This window comes from Nonomuraea sp. NPDC049141 (assembly GCF_040648415.1).
Classification (GTDB): Bacteria; Actinomycetota; Actinomycetes; order Streptosporangiales; family Streptosporangiaceae; genus Nonomuraea.
Genome location: NZ_JBEZDR010000004.1, coordinates 688,980 through 705,661 on the forward strand (window position 1 = coordinate 688,980; position 16,682 = coordinate 705,661).

Here is a 16,682-nt window from a genome sequence, read left to right on the forward strand (position 1 = left end):
TTGGACGGCGGGCCTTACCGGCAGGAGCCCTACACCTTCACCACGTGCCAGCGATACAACATCGGGGCTGGTACCACCTCGGGTAGTTGGCTGGACCTGGACGGATTCAGGCCGGCCCTGAGTTATCCCGGATCGCAGTACGAGGTGCGGTTCAAAAAGCTCATCGGGTGGGGCCCGTGGAATTCCGTTGACTGGTTCCACTACACCCGCTTGACGGATAGCCAGAAGGCTACGTGCCGGCAGGCGTCGAGCAACTCCGTTATCCAATGCGATGTTGAGTAGACCGTTTCGTTGTCGTGGGGCCCCGGTTCTGCTTCGGTGCGGCCGGGGCCCGCTGGCCTCGAGCGTTGGCGGTGCCGCCAACGGTTGCGCCCACGCGATCTTCTGTGTCACACTTCGTGCGGGCGGCACCCCTATGCCCACCGGACCCCCTTTCTGAGCTGGGCCGAAGCAGAGCGCGGGACTGGACGCGTTTCTGACGGTGCGTGTGCCGCCCCCACCCGGGCTCCTATGCGCCGTTGCGCGTTTGCGCGTCTGCGGCGATCTCAGCGGCTCGATCATTCCGGGACGAAGCGCCGAAAGCGGGGTGAACGTGACCCCGCATGCTCCCGTGACCGCCCGCGAGGCCGCCCGTCGGCTGGAGCGGGAGCCGTGCACCATCCGCAAATGGGCGAGCCGCTACCGGGCGCGTGTCCTCGGCCGCGCCGGGCGGGAGACCGTGTACGACTACGACGACCTGGCCACGATTGAGTGGTGCATCTGGGCCGGCCGCCCCGTACCCGCCACGCCGCAGGAACGCGACCAACTCCGCGTGACCCGTCGCGCCGCAGCGTGAACTACTCTTCGGGGTTGATCCGGATGCGGGCCGAGGGGGTGACACCCCTCACCTCGGTAGACGTGCTGGTTCTGTGTTAGCGCCCTGCTCTCTCCTTACGCCAGACCTTCCTCACCCGCGGCTTGCGGGGCTTGGCGGACGGGCAGGATGGTCGCATGCCCCTCGCCTACCTTCACCTAGGCTCATACCAGCCCGACTGGGGCGACATCCCCACATGGTGTGCCGCGGTGCTCGCTCTCGTCGCTGGCTGGGTCGCCTACCGACTCTTTAAGATCGAGTCCGGGCGTGATGAGAAAGCGCGCGAGGAAGCCCGGCGAGCCCAAGCGGTGAAAGTTGCTGCCTGGTTCGCTGACAGCCCTGACGGTGGTGAGGAGTTCGTGCCAGGCGCGCTGATCAGAAACGCTTCTGATCTTCCGATCTACAACGTTCATGTTCGCCACACGTGTAGCTACGCAGACGGTGAGTTCGAAGAGATCGACCGCATCCTCAACCCGCCTGCCGAGGATGATCCCTTCGGGGTCGGGGTTCACCCCGATGCCCGTGGTCCAGACGTTTCGATCATCCCGCCCGGGGAGTGTCACGTCCCCTTGGATGCGCAACACCTTCAGGTCTTCCACCTGCCCCATGTGGATGACTGGCAGGTGGAAGTGACCTTCGATGACGCTTCTGGCCAAACGTGGAGCCGCGACCGCCATGGGATCTTGACGAGAGGCTGAAGCTAGTCGATCGCGGCTTTTGTGCCTTGAATTCCGCATCGGTAGGTCCGGAGATGGGTTGGGTCTGCCGTTCAGGCGTGACGGCACTTGGTGTCGGTGACGGTGTCCCACGGCACGGTCGTCGTACGCCGCACCTCAATGTCGCTCATCCGGCACACGCTCCTTGCTCGGTCCGAGCGTCCCACCGCCGCCCCTGCCGCGTAGAAAGGCCACCCTCGTGCAGATCAAGCCCCGCGTCCGCATCGTCGGCGCCGAACGCCACCAACTCTCCCAGGCGCTCGCCGGCCGCTACCGGTCGGGCGAGTCCATCCGCGTGCTCGCGCTGTCGATCGGCCGGTCGTACGGGTTCGTCCACGCGCTGCTGGAGGAGGCGGGCGTCGAGCTGCGCCACCGCGGCGGCGACTACCGCACCCGCCGAGTCAAGACCGAGGCATCGAACTGACGGCCGCCGCGTCTCCCGCTTCGGCGCCCCTCAACAAGTCCTCAACATCAACTCAACATGCCCTGGCCTACCTTCCGGTTGAGCGCTCGACAGCGCTTGACCACAAAGGGAAAGGCAGCATGATGAGAAAGCTCATTTACACCATCGCCACCGGTGCGATCACCGCAGGTCTTCTCGCCCCGGCGGCCCAAGCGTCCACCCCCGAACTCGCGCTCGCGTCTGCGGGAACCTCAGTCGGTGTGAACATCAAGGCGCCAGCCGCCGCTGACCGGTGGTTCACCCTCTGGTCCGGGCAGACCAAGGGCAAGACGCTGATAGGCCCGGGTCGAAACAACAAGGCCCGCGTCCTGCAAGCCGTTATCCAGTGCTGGAGTGGCGGCGACGGCACGCGGGCGACGGTGCGGTTCGACCGGAGGCGCTTAGGCGTCTACTACAGGGCGAGTAAGCCCCGTACCTTCCCCTGCGATGGCACGAAGAAGTACTACCGCGTCTCCTCTGCGAGGATCGGCACCGTCTACCGCGTAAACCTCTGGCTCAGCCCCAAGTCCCACACTGTGATGGCCTGGATGCAGAACTACGGCTGACGGTCGGGCAAAGTGACGCGTGCCGCATCCCGGGGCGGACAATTCCGAACATAACGGAGCCCGCTGACACAGTCGGCGGGCTCTCTTGCGTGCGAGGTCAGATCAAGTTGCACACCACGGCGGCCATCTCCCACATCTGGTCGGTGCTGAAGGTGACGCCCACCTCGGTCAGCGCGGCATCCAGCTCGTAGGCGATGTCGTCTCGGGTGTAACCCTCGTCCTCGACCTCAGGCAGACTGCCCTGAACCAGGTCGGCGACCCGGCCGGCCGAGTCGCCCAGCTCGACGCTGGCCTGGGCTGCCGCGCGTGTGATTATCTCCTCCGTAACGGTGCTCATGGTCGTCCGCCCTCACTCACTGGCCACCACTCAGGGATCTTGACGGCGGTGGACACCACCCTGTCCCACCGGGGATCCCACGCCGTGCAGTGCCAGCGCTCCCCGGCCTGGTCCCGGACCTGGATTCGCCAGATGGGCCAGGTGTCGCGGGGGCCGCGCTCGATGGCGAGCACGTCGTAGGTGCTGTCTTCGTATCCGTGGTCGTAGCGTCCGCCGACCTGGCGGGGGCCGATCTGCTCGTCAACCCACCGCTCGTACTCGGGTGTGCTCGCCGTGTCCCACCTGCTGGTCATGGGCACCTCGCCGACTCGACGTCGCGCGCGTGCTCCCACATCAGCCGCGCCACCTTGTCGAGGTCATGGTCCTCGACACGGCCTGAGCCGAACTGCTGGAACAGGCAGGCCATGTGCCGGGCCGCGCTCCGGGCCTGCCAGTGGGGGATGTAGGCGATGGGCGTGTTGGCAAGGTAGTTGCCAACGGTCTCGCCGTACTGGAGCTCGACGACCCGCGCCGTGACGAGCCACACGGCCATCTCCGGGTCCGTGCTGTTCACCGGTCGCTCGCCCCAGAGTGCACGGCGCAGTGCCTCGCCCGGGTCGAGGTCATGGTCGCCGAGCATGATGTCGGCCGCCCGCTCCAGGACGTGCGCGAGGTGCGCGAAGCTAGCCATCGATCCGGCCCCTCGCCGCCAGTTCCAGCTCCCGCGCCGCCTGAGCAGGCGGTATCGGGATGACGACGACCTGATCGTCCGGGAAAGCCTCGTACGCCTCACCCGGCAGTGCCTCGGTTCCGAACAGGATCGGCACCTCGTGGTCGTCGTTGGCGTACTCGGCGAAAAGGATGCGCGGCCACTGCCCGTCCACCTTCGGCGGCTCAGACGGCAGCCTGTAGAGCATGGCGACCAGCCGGAACCGGCCGCCCGAGGCGAACCGCATGACCAGCTCGTGCACGTCCATCTCGATCGAGCCGGGCTCGTTATAGTCGTCCTGGCTGGGAAAGTCAGGCATCGCCGGCCTCTTTCGCGAGCGTTTGTGCGATCGTCAGCCAGTCCGCCATCTCCACGTCGTGCCGTGTGAACGACACCCACAACTGTCCGATCGGGTCGTCGGTCTGGATCGGATGTGAGGTGGCGATCACGGTGAACTTGAGACGGCCGAGCTGGACGTCCCGCATCTCCCCTTCCGATTCGAGCGCCCACCGGGCGTATGCCCGGGTGTAGTCGCGCAACTGGTCGTCGGGCTGGTCCGTGATAGCTCGGATGACGGCGTCCGTGACGGTCGATTTGATCGTCTCACTCACTGACGACCATCTCCCCGAGGTCGTAGCCCGCGCAGGCGCTAATCTCGTCGGGCGTGTGCTGGGCATACAGCTTGCCGCATTGGCAGAGCGCCCCACCTACCTTGACGCCGATCTCGCACGCGACCATGAACGCCTGGTCGTGGGGGATGTTCACCTGGTGCGTGACGACGCCCGAGCGGAGCATGCTCACACGGACACTGTCCTCCTGGCCGAGCAGATCCAGCACCGGGCAACCTTCGCGGTCCCCGCACGAGGCAGTGATGCCGACGCCCGGGATGGGCGCGGCGAACAGGTCCACGATCTTGGCGATGCACTCACCTGCGAGGTAGATGACCCCTCCTGACACGCTGAGCAGGATCGCGCCCTCGGGGGATCCGGCGGGTGGGGTGAGCACGGCCATCCAGCCGTCGTCGCCTATGTAGATGGGCCTCCCTGCGTCACTCACCGCGGGTCGCCTCCTCGATCGCCGCCCGGACCGCGGCGGACTGGTCGTGCGGAAGGATCACCGTGGCGTTTCTCCCGCAGGCCGGGAAGCCCAGCGACAGTTCCAGACCATTCGGACTCGAGTTGGCGGTCAGCCACACCGCGCCGTCCGGATCCTTGAGCAGGATCGTCACCTGGCCATGTTCGGCGTCCGGGCCGAGCATGCCGAGGAGAAGGTCGAGGTCGTCCGGCTCCAGACCGAACAACAGGCCGGACACATTGACGATGACCGAGCCGGGCGGAGCGTCCGGGAGAGCGTCGATCACATCGAAGTACGAGCCGTCCAGCGCGACGTAGAGCGCGGTGCTAGCGAACGGTGCGGTGGCGGTCTCAGGCATCCCAGACCACCACCGCGTTCGGATGGGTCGGGCAGGAGCCGTGCTCGGAGTGCAGGTGGTAGGTGCCGGACAGGCCGCAAGCCGTAGCCGGGTCGGCGGCGCAGTCGTAGGCGCACAGGCAGCGCATGGTGGTGTCCTTTCGCGAGGAGAACAATCGGACGCCACCGTACGACCGGCACACACCCTTTGTCGGGCATCAGCTCGAAATCGCCAGAACGCGGCATCAGCCTCCGTACATGCAGAAGCCCGCCGCGTTGCGTGGCGGGCTCCTCCAGTGACGTGGGCATTAGTCAGCCGACGATCTGCTTCCGAGCCAGGTCCTCTACCTCCTGCTCCAGGGCTGGGGTGTACGGCAGGTGCGTGAACGTGCCGATCGCGTTGTCCTCGTGGAAGATTGTGTAGTTGCTCGGCTGGCGGGTGTCGTACGCCACGGTGTACGGGTGGCCGGTCACCTTGAACGTGGCGATGTTGTGGATCATGATGGTGGTCCTTTCGCGAGGAATCGGACACACCGTACGACCGGCACCTAACGCCTGTCGGGCATCCGCGCGAAATCGTCGATTCCCACGCCGCCGGGCGGATCTTGTGCAGCTCAGGTACGACAGCCCGCTCAGGGTACGAGCAGATTGATCAGCACGCCGATCGGGATGGACGCCGCGAGGCCCAGAGCGAAGAACATCCACTGCTGCCGCCGCTCCATGCGGATGGTCGCCTTCGTCTCCCCCACGAGAATGTGCCGGATCTTCTCGGCCTGCTCCTCATTCACCTCCAGCAGTCGCTGCTGCTCCTCGGCCTGGGCGACGAGTGCTTCACGGGCTATCTGCTGCGCTTCGAGATCACGCCGGAGGTCGTTCATGAGGGACGCCGCTTCAGCGAAGGCTCGGTTGACCCGGTCGATGCGGCCCTTGAGCGCCTTACCGGGATCTTCGTCAGCCCGCTCGATTCGTCGTCGATCTCGGACCCAGAGGTATAAGAGAGCGAATGCCATCAGGGCCAAGAGCGCAACGCCAAGCAGGGCCAAAAGGACTGCACTATCCACATCGTCCATGGAGCTATTCGATCGCGAGACGATCGCGAGGGCACAGCTTGTCACCAACCTGCGACCTGGCAAGTGAAGAGGCTGGCCGGATAGGTCTGCGGGGCCCCGAGCACGGATTGTGTGCCTACGGCGTCCATAGGCGGCGCCGCAGGCTCGCTTTATGTTGACGCTCTCCGAGGAGAGCGAGGGACTCCATGGCAAAGCGCGACGTACGACCCCACTTCCGGACCACGCGGAGCGGCAAGAGAGTTCCGGTTCAAGGACACAAGAGACGGGCCCGTACAGCGATCACCTGGAGCGGCATCCTCACGGTAGCGCTGATCGCCTTCTTGCTGTGGGCGGTGTTCGGGCGCTGACGACCGCCCTTCATTCGTCCACCGTGAGTGAGTCGATGGCGGCCTGGCGGTCGGCGTCGGTGGGCAGGGTGTAACGGCGTACGGTCTCAGGCTCGGGTCCGATGATCTCATCCATGATGGCGGGGTCATCGCTGCAGATTGCTGCCCCTCGGGCGAGATCGCGCAGATCGCTGAGACACGTCTCCATGTGCTCGCGAGCATCGCCGCCCAGCACGTACTCCATTCGGTCCAGGCGCTCCAGCAAAAGTTGTAGCTGTCCAGCGGCCTGGTGTGCGTGGCGAGCGAGTTTGCCTTCGTCGCGCGGGTCGCGCAGCACGGTGTGTGAGTTGATGGCGCGCTGCATAAGCTCCATGCGGTGAACCCGGTCGTGCTCGATCCCGTCCGGCCCGGCGTGCCACAGCACCTCGTACACCGACTCAGCGGGGTCGGGGCGGAATGGGGAGACATAGCGTTCCCGGATCCCGACCACGTCAGCGGGTGGCCACTGGCAGTACAAGACCACGCTCGGCGACGATGTGAAGGCCGACAGACGTCTGTGAGCGATGCTTGACGGCGCGAGCCGGTTGCAGCCCTTGCATAACAAGCCACGCACCAGGCCGGTGGTGTGGTCATGGTCGATGACGAGCTGGCCACGATCTTCCTGGCAGATGGCGCAGCGCCCGTGATGGGCATTGCGGAAGGCGAACCAGGCGTCCTCGGCGGGCATGCCCCGCAGGTCGGGCAGGCTGTTCCGCCAGCGCAGGTAGGAGATCGAGATCATGAGGTCTCCTGTCGGAGGTGGCGAGCCTCGCCCTGGGCGAACTCGGCACCGAGCGCGTAGGCGGGGGAGCGGTCGAGTTGGCCGCGCGCTCTGTCGTAGCGGCGGGTGGTGCGCGGGTCGGCGTGGCCGAGGAGGTCCTGCACGACGTGCAGCGGGTACTTCTCGAGCAGGTAGGTGGCGATGGAGTGCCGGATTGAGTGCGGGGAGAGCTTGTCGCACTGCGGCACGCTTGCTGCTTTCGCGAGGCGGCGGACGAGGCGGTAGATGTACGGCTGATCGATCGGCTTGCTGGTCTTGGTGCGGAACAGCGGACCGGGTTCGGTGGCTCGCTCGGCGAGGTAGGCGTCGAGTGCGGCAGTTGCGAACGGGGGGACGATGAATCGCTTGGTACGAGTGCCGCCCTTGCCCTTGACCGGCAGGTCGATGATCCGGTGTCCCTTGTCGTAGCCGAGCGCGTCCATCTGGGCGTGGACGATGCCGCCGACGCGGCAGGCGGTGACGACGAGCAGGCATAGCAGCGCGTACGTGCGGGTGGTCTCGTGCTGGTGGGCGTGGGCGAGCATCCGGTCCAGTTCGTCCTTGGACAGGCCGTGCGTTTTGGAGACCTCCTCGACGGTGGGCCGGTCCATGTCGAGCAGCGGGTTGCGGGCGGCGACGCCGGCGCGCACGAGGTAGCGGTACCAGGAGGAGACCGACGCGAGACGCCGGGCGCGAGTGGCGTCGGCGAGCCCGGCCGCTCGGAGCGCCGCGGCGTAGCGGTCGGCTTCGACCGGGTGCACGTCGGCCGGGTCGAGGCCGCGGGCGCGGAGATAGGCGAGCCACCAGCCGAGGTCGATCACGTAGCTGGCGCGAGTGCGTGGGGAGGCGCGCTTCTCGCCGTCAAGCCAGGCCGCCGTGGAGGCAGCGGCGAGCGGGCTCATGCCGGTCTCGCCCAGCAGCGCCACGAGGTCGTGATCGTGACGGGTGGGCGGGCGGCCCCGGAGCGGTAGCGCGTCGCCGGTTGGGGCGAGTGCGGCGGTGGTGCCTTCCATCACATTCGATCTTCTTTCGCGAGGAGATCCACTGCTCGCGCAGGCTACCAGCGACTGCTACATGATAAGAGACATTCTTATGTAGCAATATCGATCTTGTATGGCGTCTACTATCGCGAGTGAATCAGTCTCCTCGCGAAAGAGATGATCATGACCGGACCGGAGCACTACCGGAAGGCAGAAGAACTCCTCGCGGACGCCGAGGATCCCAACCGCGTGGCCAACCACGAAGATCGGCTCAAGCTGATCCTGGCCGCGCAGGCACACGCGACGCTCGCGCACGCGGCCGCCACCGCACTTCTCGCCCCGCTGTCGATCGAGGCCGACTACAGCGACGACGATTACATGGCGTGGGGCAAGGTCGCAGGGGTGGGCCAGGCATGAGCGAGCGCTACCCCCACAACGTGCACGCGTTCCTAGACAACCCGAGGGAGTTCCCGCTGGACTTCCACGCCACCATCACGGGCGACTCGCCTCAGGACATCCGATCGAAGGCTCTCCTCGCGGCCCACGACTTCTACGGCCAGGCGATGGAGGAGACCGGCGTCTACGTCGTGAGCGCCGACGTGGTGAAGGACGACAGCAACATCGACCCGCTGGCCGACGCCTACAAGGCGACGGTGGTTTTCCGGCAGGTGACCGAATGAGCCGAGCCGAAGAGCTCAGGGCCTCGATGGGGCCGTACACCGTCCAACCACACCGCGAGTCGTTCTATCTCAGCGCCCCCAAGGACCGGCTCACCAACACCGCCACTACCTGGAGTATCCCCATCGAGGATGGGCTGTGCCTGCTGGCCGCGTTGGACCAACTGTCCAACCCACCCTTTCGGAGCTATGTTGCGTGGGAGGCGAGAGGCCGGCCCTACAACGGTGAGGTGGCCCGACTTTACGGCGACTACCCCGCGTCCGTGGACGGTGTGCAAGCTGTGCTGTCCGGGCCAGCTCGGCCGGTCGAACGGGTTAAGGACGGCTGGGGCTGGAACTCGATCAGGTTGGGGTACGACGCAGTGGCACCGCTCCGCGTCGCGCTCGAAGGACTCGTGCAGGCACACCAGGTTCGGAAGCACGCCACGGCGGCCATCCGTGAGCGCCTGGGGCATGACGCCCCCGAGGCGATCCTCTCGTGTGAGCGCGATCCCGACACCGCGGGGGCCGTGCTCCTGCATGTCAACTCGGCCTTGCTCGCGATCGAGTGCCGGAATGCGCTCAAGCGCGCGGGCTACCGAGTCGAGGACGCCGACTGTGACCCGTCGGCGCCGGGCAACTACCGTGTGCGGATCCGAATCCTGTCGGAGGCCGGATGAGCCTCGTCGTCTACAAGACCGCGCCCGACCGCGATCCCGACCAAGAAGAATGATCTTCGCGTGCTGGCAGAATGCGCACCTGCCAGCACGCGCGGAATACTCATTATGGTGGATGCTCGCGACCTAACCCTGTAGTCGCAGATCAGGCGCGGGGGCGACGCTGGCTCTCGATTCTTCTTAGGTCCTCGTGGAGCTCATCGAGCAACGTAGAAGTGGAGGTAAAGTCATATGACTCCAGCCCGCCTACATCTAAGTCGCGCCGCAGGAAAGCAATCAATAGATTGCGAAATTTGTACAGTTCTGCCGGTTTCGCGCCATCACTAGCCCAGCGGTCACAGCATTGCCTTAAGCCAAGCAGTGCACCTCTGGCTTTGGCGCCTGCACAAGCTCCACCGATCGAGTAGAGCCACCTATTTAAGTGCAGCGCGACATCGCCTGCGCCATCCGGAGTCAATTCGCTGATGTTGTGTGTTGAAAGTGGTTCGATGGCCTCAAATACCTGAGGGTATGACGAGATTCGGGCTTTGTAGAGTTCAAGTGCGATCGCTACTTTTGTATCCGTCAGCCATTTACGTCGCTCTCTGCGAACTTGGCTCCATGTTATGATCGCGGATATTGTGGCTATGGTAATTGCGACAGTCCCTGACACGAGCGCTGCATCGACCTGTGGCGACAAAACTTCCTCCTCCAAAGACCAGGGGTTGCTCCATTCGTAACGGGACGCGCCCTGTACCTGCCTATCCGCCAATCACCGCGCCAGTCGGCAACCGTCCCTAATGGGGCCCCGCTCGCGCCCGACCCACCTCCTTGAGTTCATCCTGTGGCACCGGCCACGACCATCTCCCAATCGCAGCGACGGCTGCAACACTCAACGGGCACCTCTAGCCGTGCTTCTACAGCGTGTGCAGGTTGGCGCCCGTGATGTCTTTCCCTCCGGGGCAACGCCTCACTAGTTCGTCTGATGCCGATGGTGCAGCGTTACCGCCTATGGAGCTTCGGTATCGGACTTGAGCCGTCTGTAGGCCCGCCAAGATTGCACAAAGGTGACAAACGACGACCAAGGCTGACAACTGCGAAGCAAAGCTCGACGCGGCGATTCCTCGATTCCCTGCAAGCCGCACCGCATGGTTGTCACTTTCTGCGCAACAAGTGCTTAGAGTGCCGCCAGTCTGCCGTCACGCCAGCATCAACACCGCCCGGTCGTCGAACTCGTCCTCCGGCGCGTACGTCACCAGCGGCGGGATCGGCACCGGGAACGCGTCCTCGTCATACGGGTTCGGATGCCTGGTGTTCACGACTCGTCACCTAGCGAGGACCCCATGCGCCGTATCGAACACATGCCCCTCCCCGAGATCGCCCGAGCCGTCCGCAACCCGAAGGAACACGACCTCCCCACCATCCGCATAGCGATCCAGAAATTCGGATGTACGCTCGCTGGCGAGCTCGACGAGCGCACCGAACGCCTCGTCGCCGGGCACGGACGGTTGCTCGTCCTAGAAGAGATGGCCGCCGAAGGCAAGTCGCCACCCGAAGGCGTGGACCTCGGCGATGACGGCGTGTGGCTGGTCCCCATCCTGCGCGGCTGGACGTCCCGCTCCGACGCGGACGCCGAAGGTTACCTCGTGGCCAACAACGCGATCCCGGAGCGCGGCGGGTGGGACCGCCACCTGCTCGCCGACATGCTGACCGACATCGGTGCGGCCGACGAAGAACTGCTGGCCGCGGCCGGTTACACGGCCGACGACCTGGCGGACCTGAGCGATCTGCTGCCCGCCAACTCCGACCAGCCGATGCCGGACCCCGTCCCCTCCTCGGGGCCGGCCGAGCGAGTGGAGCCGCCGACCGTGTGGGGCGTCATCGTCACCTGCTCCTCGGAGGCCGAACAGGTCGAACTCCTGGAACGACTCACCGAAGCAGGCCACTCCGTCCGAGCCCTCATGTAGACCGATCGTCCACGCCCCGCTACGTTGAGGAGGTCGGTTCCCCGTCTGCCTGCTCGTCCTTCGCGCCGTCTTCGGGCGGCGGGGAGTACCGCTCCAGCACCGCTCCGTCGGGTCTGGTCTCCACATGCCAGCCCGGCGGCCAGTCGTGCGCGCGGTCTGGCCGCACTCGCGCCATTGTCAACTCGATGAGCATGCCTTGCGTGTCGCTGAACGAGGAGTCGCGGGTGAAGGTTGCCTGATCGAACCTGGCGTCGCGGACGAAGGTCACTCCGTAGAACCAAGCGTCGCCGATGAAGGCTGTTCTGCGGAAGCTGGCCTTGCCGGTGAAGGCTGCTTTGTTAAATTGGGTCTCGTCGGCGAAGGTCGCCTCGTCGAACGAGGCGGTGCTGGCGAAGGTTGCCTTACTGAACGAGGCGATGCTGCTGAAGTTCGCCCTGTCGAACTGGGCATAGCCGACGAAGGTCGCATTGTAGAACCAGGCGCTGTCCATGAAGGTCGTATCGTCGAACCAGGCGTTGTCGGTGAAGGTCGCCCCAATGAAAACTGCCGTATCGATACGGCAGTCACTAAAAGCAAAGTTGAGCAAGGTGGCGCCGGTCAGGTCCAGTCGGATGCCGGGCCAGAAACGTGGGTTGGCGGCTGTGGGGCGTTGCCACCAGCGGGGTTTGCGCCAGCGCAGGTGATCGGCGAGGAGACTCTGTGCGGTGAGCCGGACCAGCCCTTCTTCGTCCGGGTTACGGACGGCCTGAGCCTCGGCACGGCCAGGTGACCGGGTGCGGGCGGCGCGTTGGGCGGCGCGGATCTGCTGCTGCCGATCTTCCTCGCGCGGCGGCGTCCACGGCATCCGCAGATAGGCGCAGGTGACGTCCACGACGGTCTGGCGTAGCGCGGGGTTACTCTGGGCGAGCTGCTCCAGTGCGTACAGGCCGCCGAGCCGCACCGGGGCCTGGTCGCTGCCCAACTGCTCGACCGCCTTGCTGAAGCGGTCGGTGTCGTGACCGCGTTCGCCGAGTCGGAACATGCGGCGCGCGGTGTCAGCGTTGCGCGCGGTGTAAAATACCGCCAAGAGGGCGGCCAGGCCGGTGGCTACGGCCAGGACGTTGCCGCGTACGGCGGCGATGGCAGACGCCCAGTCCTTGGCGGTCAGCTCGTCCGAGGGCAAGGTCGCTGGTGGCGGGACGTCGTTGTTGAGGGTGACGCCGTCGATGTTCTCCAGTACCCACGTGGCTCCTGGGCCGAGCATCCACGCCAGCGTCGGGACTGCCACCAGCACCAGCACCAGCACGACGATCGACGAAGGCTTCATGGCGCCGATGATGCTGCCGCAGCTCGCCTGGTGGACGGCGAGTGATGGGATCGTGACCGGGCCCGGAAACATCGGACTGAAGCCAGGTGGAGGCCCGCAGACCGAGACAGCCTGACGCTGCGGGTGAGGCGCCGCCAGACCGGTCACGAGCGACGCAAGGTCACCCGCCATCGTCATCTCGGCAAACCTTCAAGCGGCCGGCCCGAACCAATGGGAGAATGCTCGGATCAAAGCGGTCGTGAAGACGACGCTTGGGCAGGCGGCGGGTACCGCCTTCTCTGTAGGTAGCCCACAACCTGATCTAATTCGGGACGGATCGCTTCATGAAAGTCCTCTCGCAGCGTCTCCAGGCCGGGGGTGGGGCCGGAGGTGGCCGTGGACAGCAGATCCTCGATGGAGACCGGCAGTAGCAGCGCCTGCCAGCCAAGGTAGAGCGCGATCTGATCCAGCCACAGGGCGTTGAACCGATCGAGTAGGACGTAGCCGAGAATCTGACGGAGCCACTGATCGAGATATGCGGCGGGCTCAAGGACGGTCTTGATTTCGACCAGGGTCTGGCCGAGCACGAGATCCGCGGTGGCGAATCCTGCTGCCAGTTCTGGGGCGAGAACCACTCGCTTGCCGAGCCGGACAACAGGCTCCTGGCCGTACCGCAGGTAGGCATTCCACAGCTCAAGCAGCCCACGTAGAGCCGGATCTTCGACGCTGCTGGTAGAGCCGGAGACGGACATCTGGTGCAGGTGGAGGAACAAGGCGCGACGGGTTTGGACGGGAGTCTCGTCGCCCAGTTTGTGACTGAGCTGGTCCATCGCCGTGGCGTCCAGGCAGGCGGCCAAGGCGGCCTGCTGCTTGGGATGCGCGATGTCGGGCTCGGAACGGCTGATGCGTTCCCAGGCCAGCAGGAGAGGATCGCTGGTCTGACTGTCGGGAAGATGATCATATTCAGCCGGGCGGAACCCCGCAGCGCGCAGGAGGCCATCGCATTGCTCGAGAGGGAGAAAAGACAGGAGGTTCCAGTGGCCAGGCGTATCGGCAAGATCGAGCCCCAGCCTGACTTCGAACGCATGGCCCAGGTGGCGACGGTCGGTTTGCACCTCGATTCCGGTCCAGTTCGGCTGCCGTAATCGGCTGGACCATTCCTGGGTGATGAGATCACGCTGCGGTAGGCGGGCGTCCAAGAAGGCGCACAACGTACTTCCTGGATCTGACGCTTGACGGGTGATCGACATATCGGCTCCCGGATGTCGTCTGCGGAAACGGATAGCTGTTTCAGCTTGCGCGGCGCCCAGGACATGATCAAGAGGTCTGTGGTGTACGTGATCCTCACTATCGCGCCTGATATGGGGGTCCTCGGATTGGAGAGCATTGTGCGCGCAGACATCACCCTCGCCACCCCCGTACACCGCACCGGCCGCGTCCTCCAGTTGCAAGGCATGTTCGACGTGCCGCTGGAGGAGAAGCTGACCAACTCGTGGTCGGCGCACCTGCCCGTCGAGGACCGGCAGTGGAGCGTCGGCCTGCTCGTCGGCCCGTCCGGCGCCGGTAAGAGCACGCTCGCCCGCGAACTGTGGCCGGGCCGAATGGTCGAGGCGCAAGCCTGGTCCGGCAAGGCGCTTGTGGACGACTTCCCCAAGCGAATGGGCATCAAGGACATCGTGGGCCTGCTGACCGCGGTGGGACTCTCGAGCCCGCCCGCGTGGCTCCGGCCGTACAGGACGCTCAGCAACGGGGAGGCGTTCCGCGCGTCGATGGCGCGGGCGCTGGCCGAGCAGGACGGGCTGATCGTGGTCGATGAATTTACGTCCGTGGTGGACCGGCAGGTGGCGAAGGTCGCCTCACACGCGGTCGCGAAATCCGTCCGCCGCGACGGGCGGCAACTCGTCGCGGTCACCTGTCACTACGACGTGGTGGACTGGTTGCAGCCGGACTGGGTGTATGACGTTGCCACCGCGACCTTCACTTGGAGGTCGGTTCAACCCCGGCCAACGTTCCAGCTCGACATCCACGCGGCCGACAGGTCCTTGTGGCACATATTTCGCCACCATCACTATCTGAGCAGCGACATCAGCAACGCTGCGCATTGCTTCGCCGGGTGTATCGACGGCAAACCGGTGGCTTTCGCTGCCTACAGGCATTTCCAGCATCCGAAGGTGCGTGACATCAAACTGGGTCACCGCCTGGTGGTGCTGCCGGATTTCCAGGGACTGTCTATCGGTGGGCTCCTGGAGGACTGGATTGGCCGGTACTTGCATGAGCAGGGGTTCCGGTACCGGAATGTGACGTCGCACCCGGCGTTGATCGCGTACATGGAGCGCAGCTCGCGGTGGCAGCGGCAGGGCCGCGCCACCAAGCTTCACACCAGCAGTAAGCGGCGGAATCAGCACGCCAACACGCTGGACCCGCGCCGGCTCGGGCTGGTCAGCTTCGAGTACATCTCACCGCCCGTGCCGCGACAGCGATGAGCGGCTCAGGCCGGAACGAGTCGGGGATCTCGCGTACATCACGGCCCGCACCAGCTCCGCAACCTCGGGTCACACGCGCTCACCGTTTTCGCGACAGAAAACCAACCCGGCTCAGCGGGCGCGCTGATCGTCTATCGCAGGCAGGCGTTGCGTCGGGCAGGCGTCCGCGAGGTCGGTGAGGGCCTGCTGTTCGGCGGTGTCGATGGACAGCTTCCAGCGGGTCTTGATCGCGGTCCACTCGGCGGCGTACCGGCAGCGCGCTGGTTCGTATGGCGGTTGCCAGGTGGCCACGTCCTGGTCGGCCTTCTGCCTGTTTGAGCGGGCGGTGACCGCGACCAGGTGCCAGGGCTCGTCTAGGTCGTTGGCGTATGCCTGGCGCTGGGCCGCGTCCCAGGCGTAGGCGCCGGAGTCCCACGCTTCAGCCAGCGGGACCAGGTGGTCCACGTCGAGGCCGGTGGCGTCGTTGACTTGCTGGTTGTCGTAGTACGAGTACCAGGAGCCGCCGGACAGGCGACAGGCGGCATCGGCCTGGGGCGGGGTGTCGGCCTCGTCGATGAGGACTTCGGCGCGGGTTGAGCAGCCATCATGATCGGCATCGATCCAGTGGCGGAAGGAGGAGCGTTGGTAGCCCTCGCGCCGCTCGGTGGCCACCGGCAGGGTGGTGAGCGCGTCGGCTAGCAGCGGTCCCTCCGCGCGCTGCGCTGCGGCTTGGGGTGCGTGCTGGGCTGGGCGCGTGGCCGCGGTCGCGAGATCGGGGGCGGCGGCCATCAGGGTCATGCTGGCCAGGAGGGTTGCGCCGGTGAGGGTGGTGTTGATCAGGGAGTGGCGCCGTGGGGGGTGGGGCATGCCGGTCCTCTTGCATGACTACTAAGAGAAAATTATTAGCTACTCACTGTAGTTGTTTTCGTGAGGGTGGCCTCTACCGTCGCGGTGACGATTCGGTTCGGGATGTAGCCCTCGCGTCACCCCGTACGCACGATCGCGTCGCTTCTGGCCAGTGGGCCGGAGTCGAACCGCCTGCGCCCACCTCGACCGCGTCAGGAGCATGCTCGCCCGGCGCCAGAAGTGTCAACGAACGGAGAAATGATCATGGCTGTGGACATCCGCCAGTACGAGCCCATCGACACCGTCGTGGAGGCGGTCGAGGTGAACGGGCTCGACCTCGACGACGTCGTCGTCTAGATCAACGAGCAGTCGAAGCTCAAGGGCATCGTCGGGCAGACCGCCCTGCGTGGCCGGTCGGCGGAGTACATCGACTTGCAGACGCCCGAGGGGATGCTGCGCGCCGTCCTGGGTGACTACGTGGTGCACGACGGGGCGGGCTCGTTCTGGAAGGTGTCCCGCAGCGTCTTCCACCGCAGCTACGCGCCGGTCCCCGCCAGCGGCGGCGAGGGGGAGTAGTGCGGGTTCAGCACTGGCGAAAGCCGGCCATGAGTTGACCTTGGGCG

Annotated in this window: 26 protein-coding genes; 10 read left to right on the forward strand and 16 right to left on the reverse strand. The window is 65.6% G+C overall.

Going from position 1 to position 16,682, the window contains the following annotated elements; translation table 11 throughout:
- The first annotated feature begins 610 nt into the window (after window positions 1-610).
- The 4 genes from AB0B91_RS15605 to AB0B91_RS15620 all read left to right on the forward strand — a co-directional run bounded on the left by AB0B91_RS15605 (window position 611) and on the right by AB0B91_RS15620 (window position 2,577).
- Window positions 611-835: a hypothetical protein gene (locus AB0B91_RS15605; protein WP_358318959.1), complete on the forward strand. Its 225-nt coding sequence runs from the start codon at window positions 611-613 to the stop codon at window positions 833-835.
- 155 nt (window positions 836-990) lie between these two features.
- Window positions 991-1,551: a hypothetical protein gene (locus AB0B91_RS15610; RefSeq protein ID WP_358318960.1), complete on the forward strand. Its 561-nt coding sequence runs from the start codon at window positions 991-993 to the stop codon at window positions 1,549-1,551.
- Between the two features lie 217 nt (window positions 1,552-1,768).
- Window positions 1,769-1,993, forward strand: a complete 225-nt coding sequence (locus AB0B91_RS15615; protein ID WP_358318962.1) for a helix-turn-helix domain-containing protein — start codon at window positions 1,769-1,771, stop codon at window positions 1,991-1,993.
- 119 nt (window positions 1,994-2,112) lie between these two features.
- Window positions 2,113-2,577: a hypothetical protein gene (locus AB0B91_RS15620; RefSeq protein WP_358318964.1), complete on the forward strand. Its 465-nt coding sequence runs from the start codon at window positions 2,113-2,115 to the stop codon at window positions 2,575-2,577.
- Window positions 2,578-2,674: 97 nt separating this feature from the next.
- Here the strand turns inward: AB0B91_RS15620 and AB0B91_RS15625 are convergent, their stop codons facing one another.
- From AB0B91_RS15625 to AB0B91_RS15680, 12 genes are all read right to left on the reverse strand, one after another.
- A complete protein-coding gene (locus AB0B91_RS15625; protein WP_358318966.1) occupies window positions 2,675-2,914 on the reverse strand; it encodes a hypothetical protein in 240 nt (79 codons plus the stop codon).
- Window positions 2,911-3,207: a hypothetical protein gene (locus AB0B91_RS15630; protein ID WP_358318968.1), complete on the reverse strand. Its 297-nt coding sequence runs from the start codon at window positions 3,205-3,207 to the stop codon at window positions 2,911-2,913. The genes AB0B91_RS15625 and AB0B91_RS15630 overlap by 4 nt, the downstream gene beginning before the upstream one ends.
- Entirely contained in the window at window positions 3,204-3,584 is a 381-nt protein-coding gene (locus tag AB0B91_RS15635; protein WP_358318971.1) for a hypothetical protein, read from the reverse strand. The genes AB0B91_RS15630 and AB0B91_RS15635 overlap by 4 nt, the downstream gene beginning before the upstream one ends.
- A complete protein-coding gene (locus AB0B91_RS15640) occupies window positions 3,577-3,921 on the reverse strand; it encodes a hypothetical protein (protein WP_358318974.1) in 345 nt (114 codons plus the stop codon). The genes AB0B91_RS15635 and AB0B91_RS15640 overlap by 8 nt, the downstream gene beginning before the upstream one ends.
- Window positions 3,914-4,213, reverse strand: a complete 300-nt coding sequence (locus AB0B91_RS15645; RefSeq protein ID WP_358318977.1) for a hypothetical protein — start codon at window positions 4,211-4,213, stop codon at window positions 3,914-3,916. Before AB0B91_RS15645 ends, AB0B91_RS15640 begins: the two co-directional genes overlap by 8 nt.
- Window positions 4,206-4,658, reverse strand: a complete 453-nt coding sequence (locus AB0B91_RS15650; RefSeq protein ID WP_358318979.1) for a hypothetical protein — start codon at window positions 4,656-4,658, stop codon at window positions 4,206-4,208. Before AB0B91_RS15650 ends, AB0B91_RS15645 begins: the two co-directional genes overlap by 8 nt.
- Window positions 4,651-5,034, reverse strand: a complete 384-nt coding sequence (locus AB0B91_RS15655; protein WP_358318982.1) for a hypothetical protein — start codon at window positions 5,032-5,034, stop codon at window positions 4,651-4,653. The genes AB0B91_RS15650 and AB0B91_RS15655 overlap by 8 nt, the downstream gene beginning before the upstream one ends.
- Window positions 5,027-5,188, reverse strand: coding sequence for a hypothetical protein (locus AB0B91_RS15660; RefSeq protein WP_358318985.1), 162 nt, complete (start codon window positions 5,186-5,188; stop codon window positions 5,027-5,029). The genes AB0B91_RS15655 and AB0B91_RS15660 overlap by 8 nt, the downstream gene beginning before the upstream one ends.
- A gap of 136 nt (window positions 5,189-5,324) precedes the next feature.
- Window positions 5,325-5,513, reverse strand: a complete 189-nt coding sequence (locus tag AB0B91_RS15665; protein WP_358318987.1) for a hypothetical protein — start codon at window positions 5,511-5,513, stop codon at window positions 5,325-5,327.
- A gap of 131 nt (window positions 5,514-5,644) precedes the next feature.
- Window positions 5,645-6,082 (reverse strand): hypothetical protein, encoded by a 438-nt coding sequence (locus tag AB0B91_RS15670; RefSeq protein WP_358318990.1) that lies wholly within the window; start codon window positions 6,080-6,082, stop codon window positions 5,645-5,647.
- 357 nt (window positions 6,083-6,439) lie between these two features.
- Window positions 6,440-7,189 (reverse strand): endonuclease domain-containing protein, encoded by a 750-nt coding sequence (locus AB0B91_RS15675; protein ID WP_358318993.1) that lies wholly within the window; start codon window positions 7,187-7,189, stop codon window positions 6,440-6,442.
- Complete coding sequence (locus AB0B91_RS15680) at window positions 7,186-8,220, reverse strand: tyrosine-type recombinase/integrase (protein ID WP_358318996.1); 1,035 nt, start codon at window positions 8,218-8,220, stop codon at window positions 7,186-7,188. Before AB0B91_RS15680 ends, AB0B91_RS15675 begins: the two co-directional genes overlap by 4 nt.
- A gap of 150 nt (window positions 8,221-8,370) precedes the next feature.
- Between AB0B91_RS15680 and AB0B91_RS15685 the strand changes: the two genes are divergently transcribed.
- Genes AB0B91_RS15685 through AB0B91_RS15695 form a run of 3 tightly spaced genes read left to right on the forward strand, consistent with a single transcriptional unit; the run spans window position 8,371 to window position 9,523 of the window.
- The gene (locus AB0B91_RS15685; protein WP_358318999.1) at window positions 8,371-8,604 is read left to right on the forward strand and encodes a hypothetical protein; all 234 of its coding nucleotides are present in this window, start codon (window positions 8,371-8,373) and stop codon (window positions 8,602-8,604) included.
- A complete protein-coding gene (locus tag AB0B91_RS15690) occupies window positions 8,601-8,867 on the forward strand; it encodes a hypothetical protein (protein ID WP_358319002.1) in 267 nt (88 codons plus the stop codon). Before AB0B91_RS15685 ends, AB0B91_RS15690 begins: the two co-directional genes overlap by 4 nt.
- The gene (locus AB0B91_RS15695) at window positions 8,864-9,523 is read left to right on the forward strand and encodes a hypothetical protein (protein ID WP_358319005.1); all 660 of its coding nucleotides are present in this window, start codon (window positions 8,864-8,866) and stop codon (window positions 9,521-9,523) included. The genes AB0B91_RS15690 and AB0B91_RS15695 overlap by 4 nt, the downstream gene beginning before the upstream one ends.
- Before the next feature lie 142 nt (window positions 9,524-9,665).
- Here AB0B91_RS15695 and AB0B91_RS15700 read toward each other — a convergent pair whose 3' ends face one another.
- Window positions 9,666-10,214, reverse strand: coding sequence for a hypothetical protein (locus AB0B91_RS15700; RefSeq protein ID WP_358319008.1), 549 nt, complete (start codon window positions 10,212-10,214; stop codon window positions 9,666-9,668).
- A gap of 628 nt (window positions 10,215-10,842) precedes the next feature.
- Here AB0B91_RS15700 and AB0B91_RS15705 point away from each other — a divergent pair.
- Entirely contained in the window at window positions 10,843-11,466 is a 624-nt protein-coding gene (locus AB0B91_RS15705; RefSeq protein WP_358319010.1) for a hypothetical protein, read from the forward strand.
- Between the two features lie 19 nt (window positions 11,467-11,485).
- Here the strand turns inward: AB0B91_RS15705 and AB0B91_RS15710 are convergent, their stop codons facing one another.
- Window positions 11,486-12,949 (reverse strand): pentapeptide repeat-containing protein, encoded by a 1,464-nt coding sequence (locus AB0B91_RS15710; protein ID WP_358319012.1) that lies wholly within the window; start codon window positions 12,947-12,949, stop codon window positions 11,486-11,488.
- A 50-nt stretch (window positions 12,950-12,999) separates the two neighbouring features.
- Window positions 13,000-14,001, reverse strand: coding sequence for a hypothetical protein (locus tag AB0B91_RS15715; protein WP_358319015.1), 1,002 nt, complete (start codon window positions 13,999-14,001; stop codon window positions 13,000-13,002).
- Window positions 14,002-14,082: 81 nt separating this feature from the next.
- On the opposite strand from AB0B91_RS15715, the gene AB0B91_RS15720 reads away from it, so the two are divergent.
- Entirely contained in the window at window positions 14,083-15,234 is a 1,152-nt protein-coding gene (locus AB0B91_RS15720; RefSeq protein ID WP_358319018.1) for a GNAT family N-acetyltransferase, read from the forward strand.
- A 111-nt stretch (window positions 15,235-15,345) separates the two neighbouring features.
- Here AB0B91_RS15720 and AB0B91_RS15725 read toward each other — a convergent pair whose 3' ends face one another.
- Complete coding sequence (locus AB0B91_RS15725; RefSeq protein WP_358319021.1) at window positions 15,346-16,080, reverse strand: HNH endonuclease family protein; 735 nt, start codon at window positions 16,078-16,080, stop codon at window positions 15,346-15,348.
- 411 nt (window positions 16,081-16,491) lie between these two features.
- On the opposite strand from AB0B91_RS15725, the gene AB0B91_RS15730 reads away from it, so the two are divergent.
- On the forward strand, window positions 16,492-16,635 hold the full coding sequence (locus AB0B91_RS15730) for a hypothetical protein (RefSeq protein WP_358319024.1): 144 nt from the start codon (window positions 16,492-16,494) through the stop codon (window positions 16,633-16,635).
- Window positions 16,636-16,682: the final 47 nt, after the last annotated feature.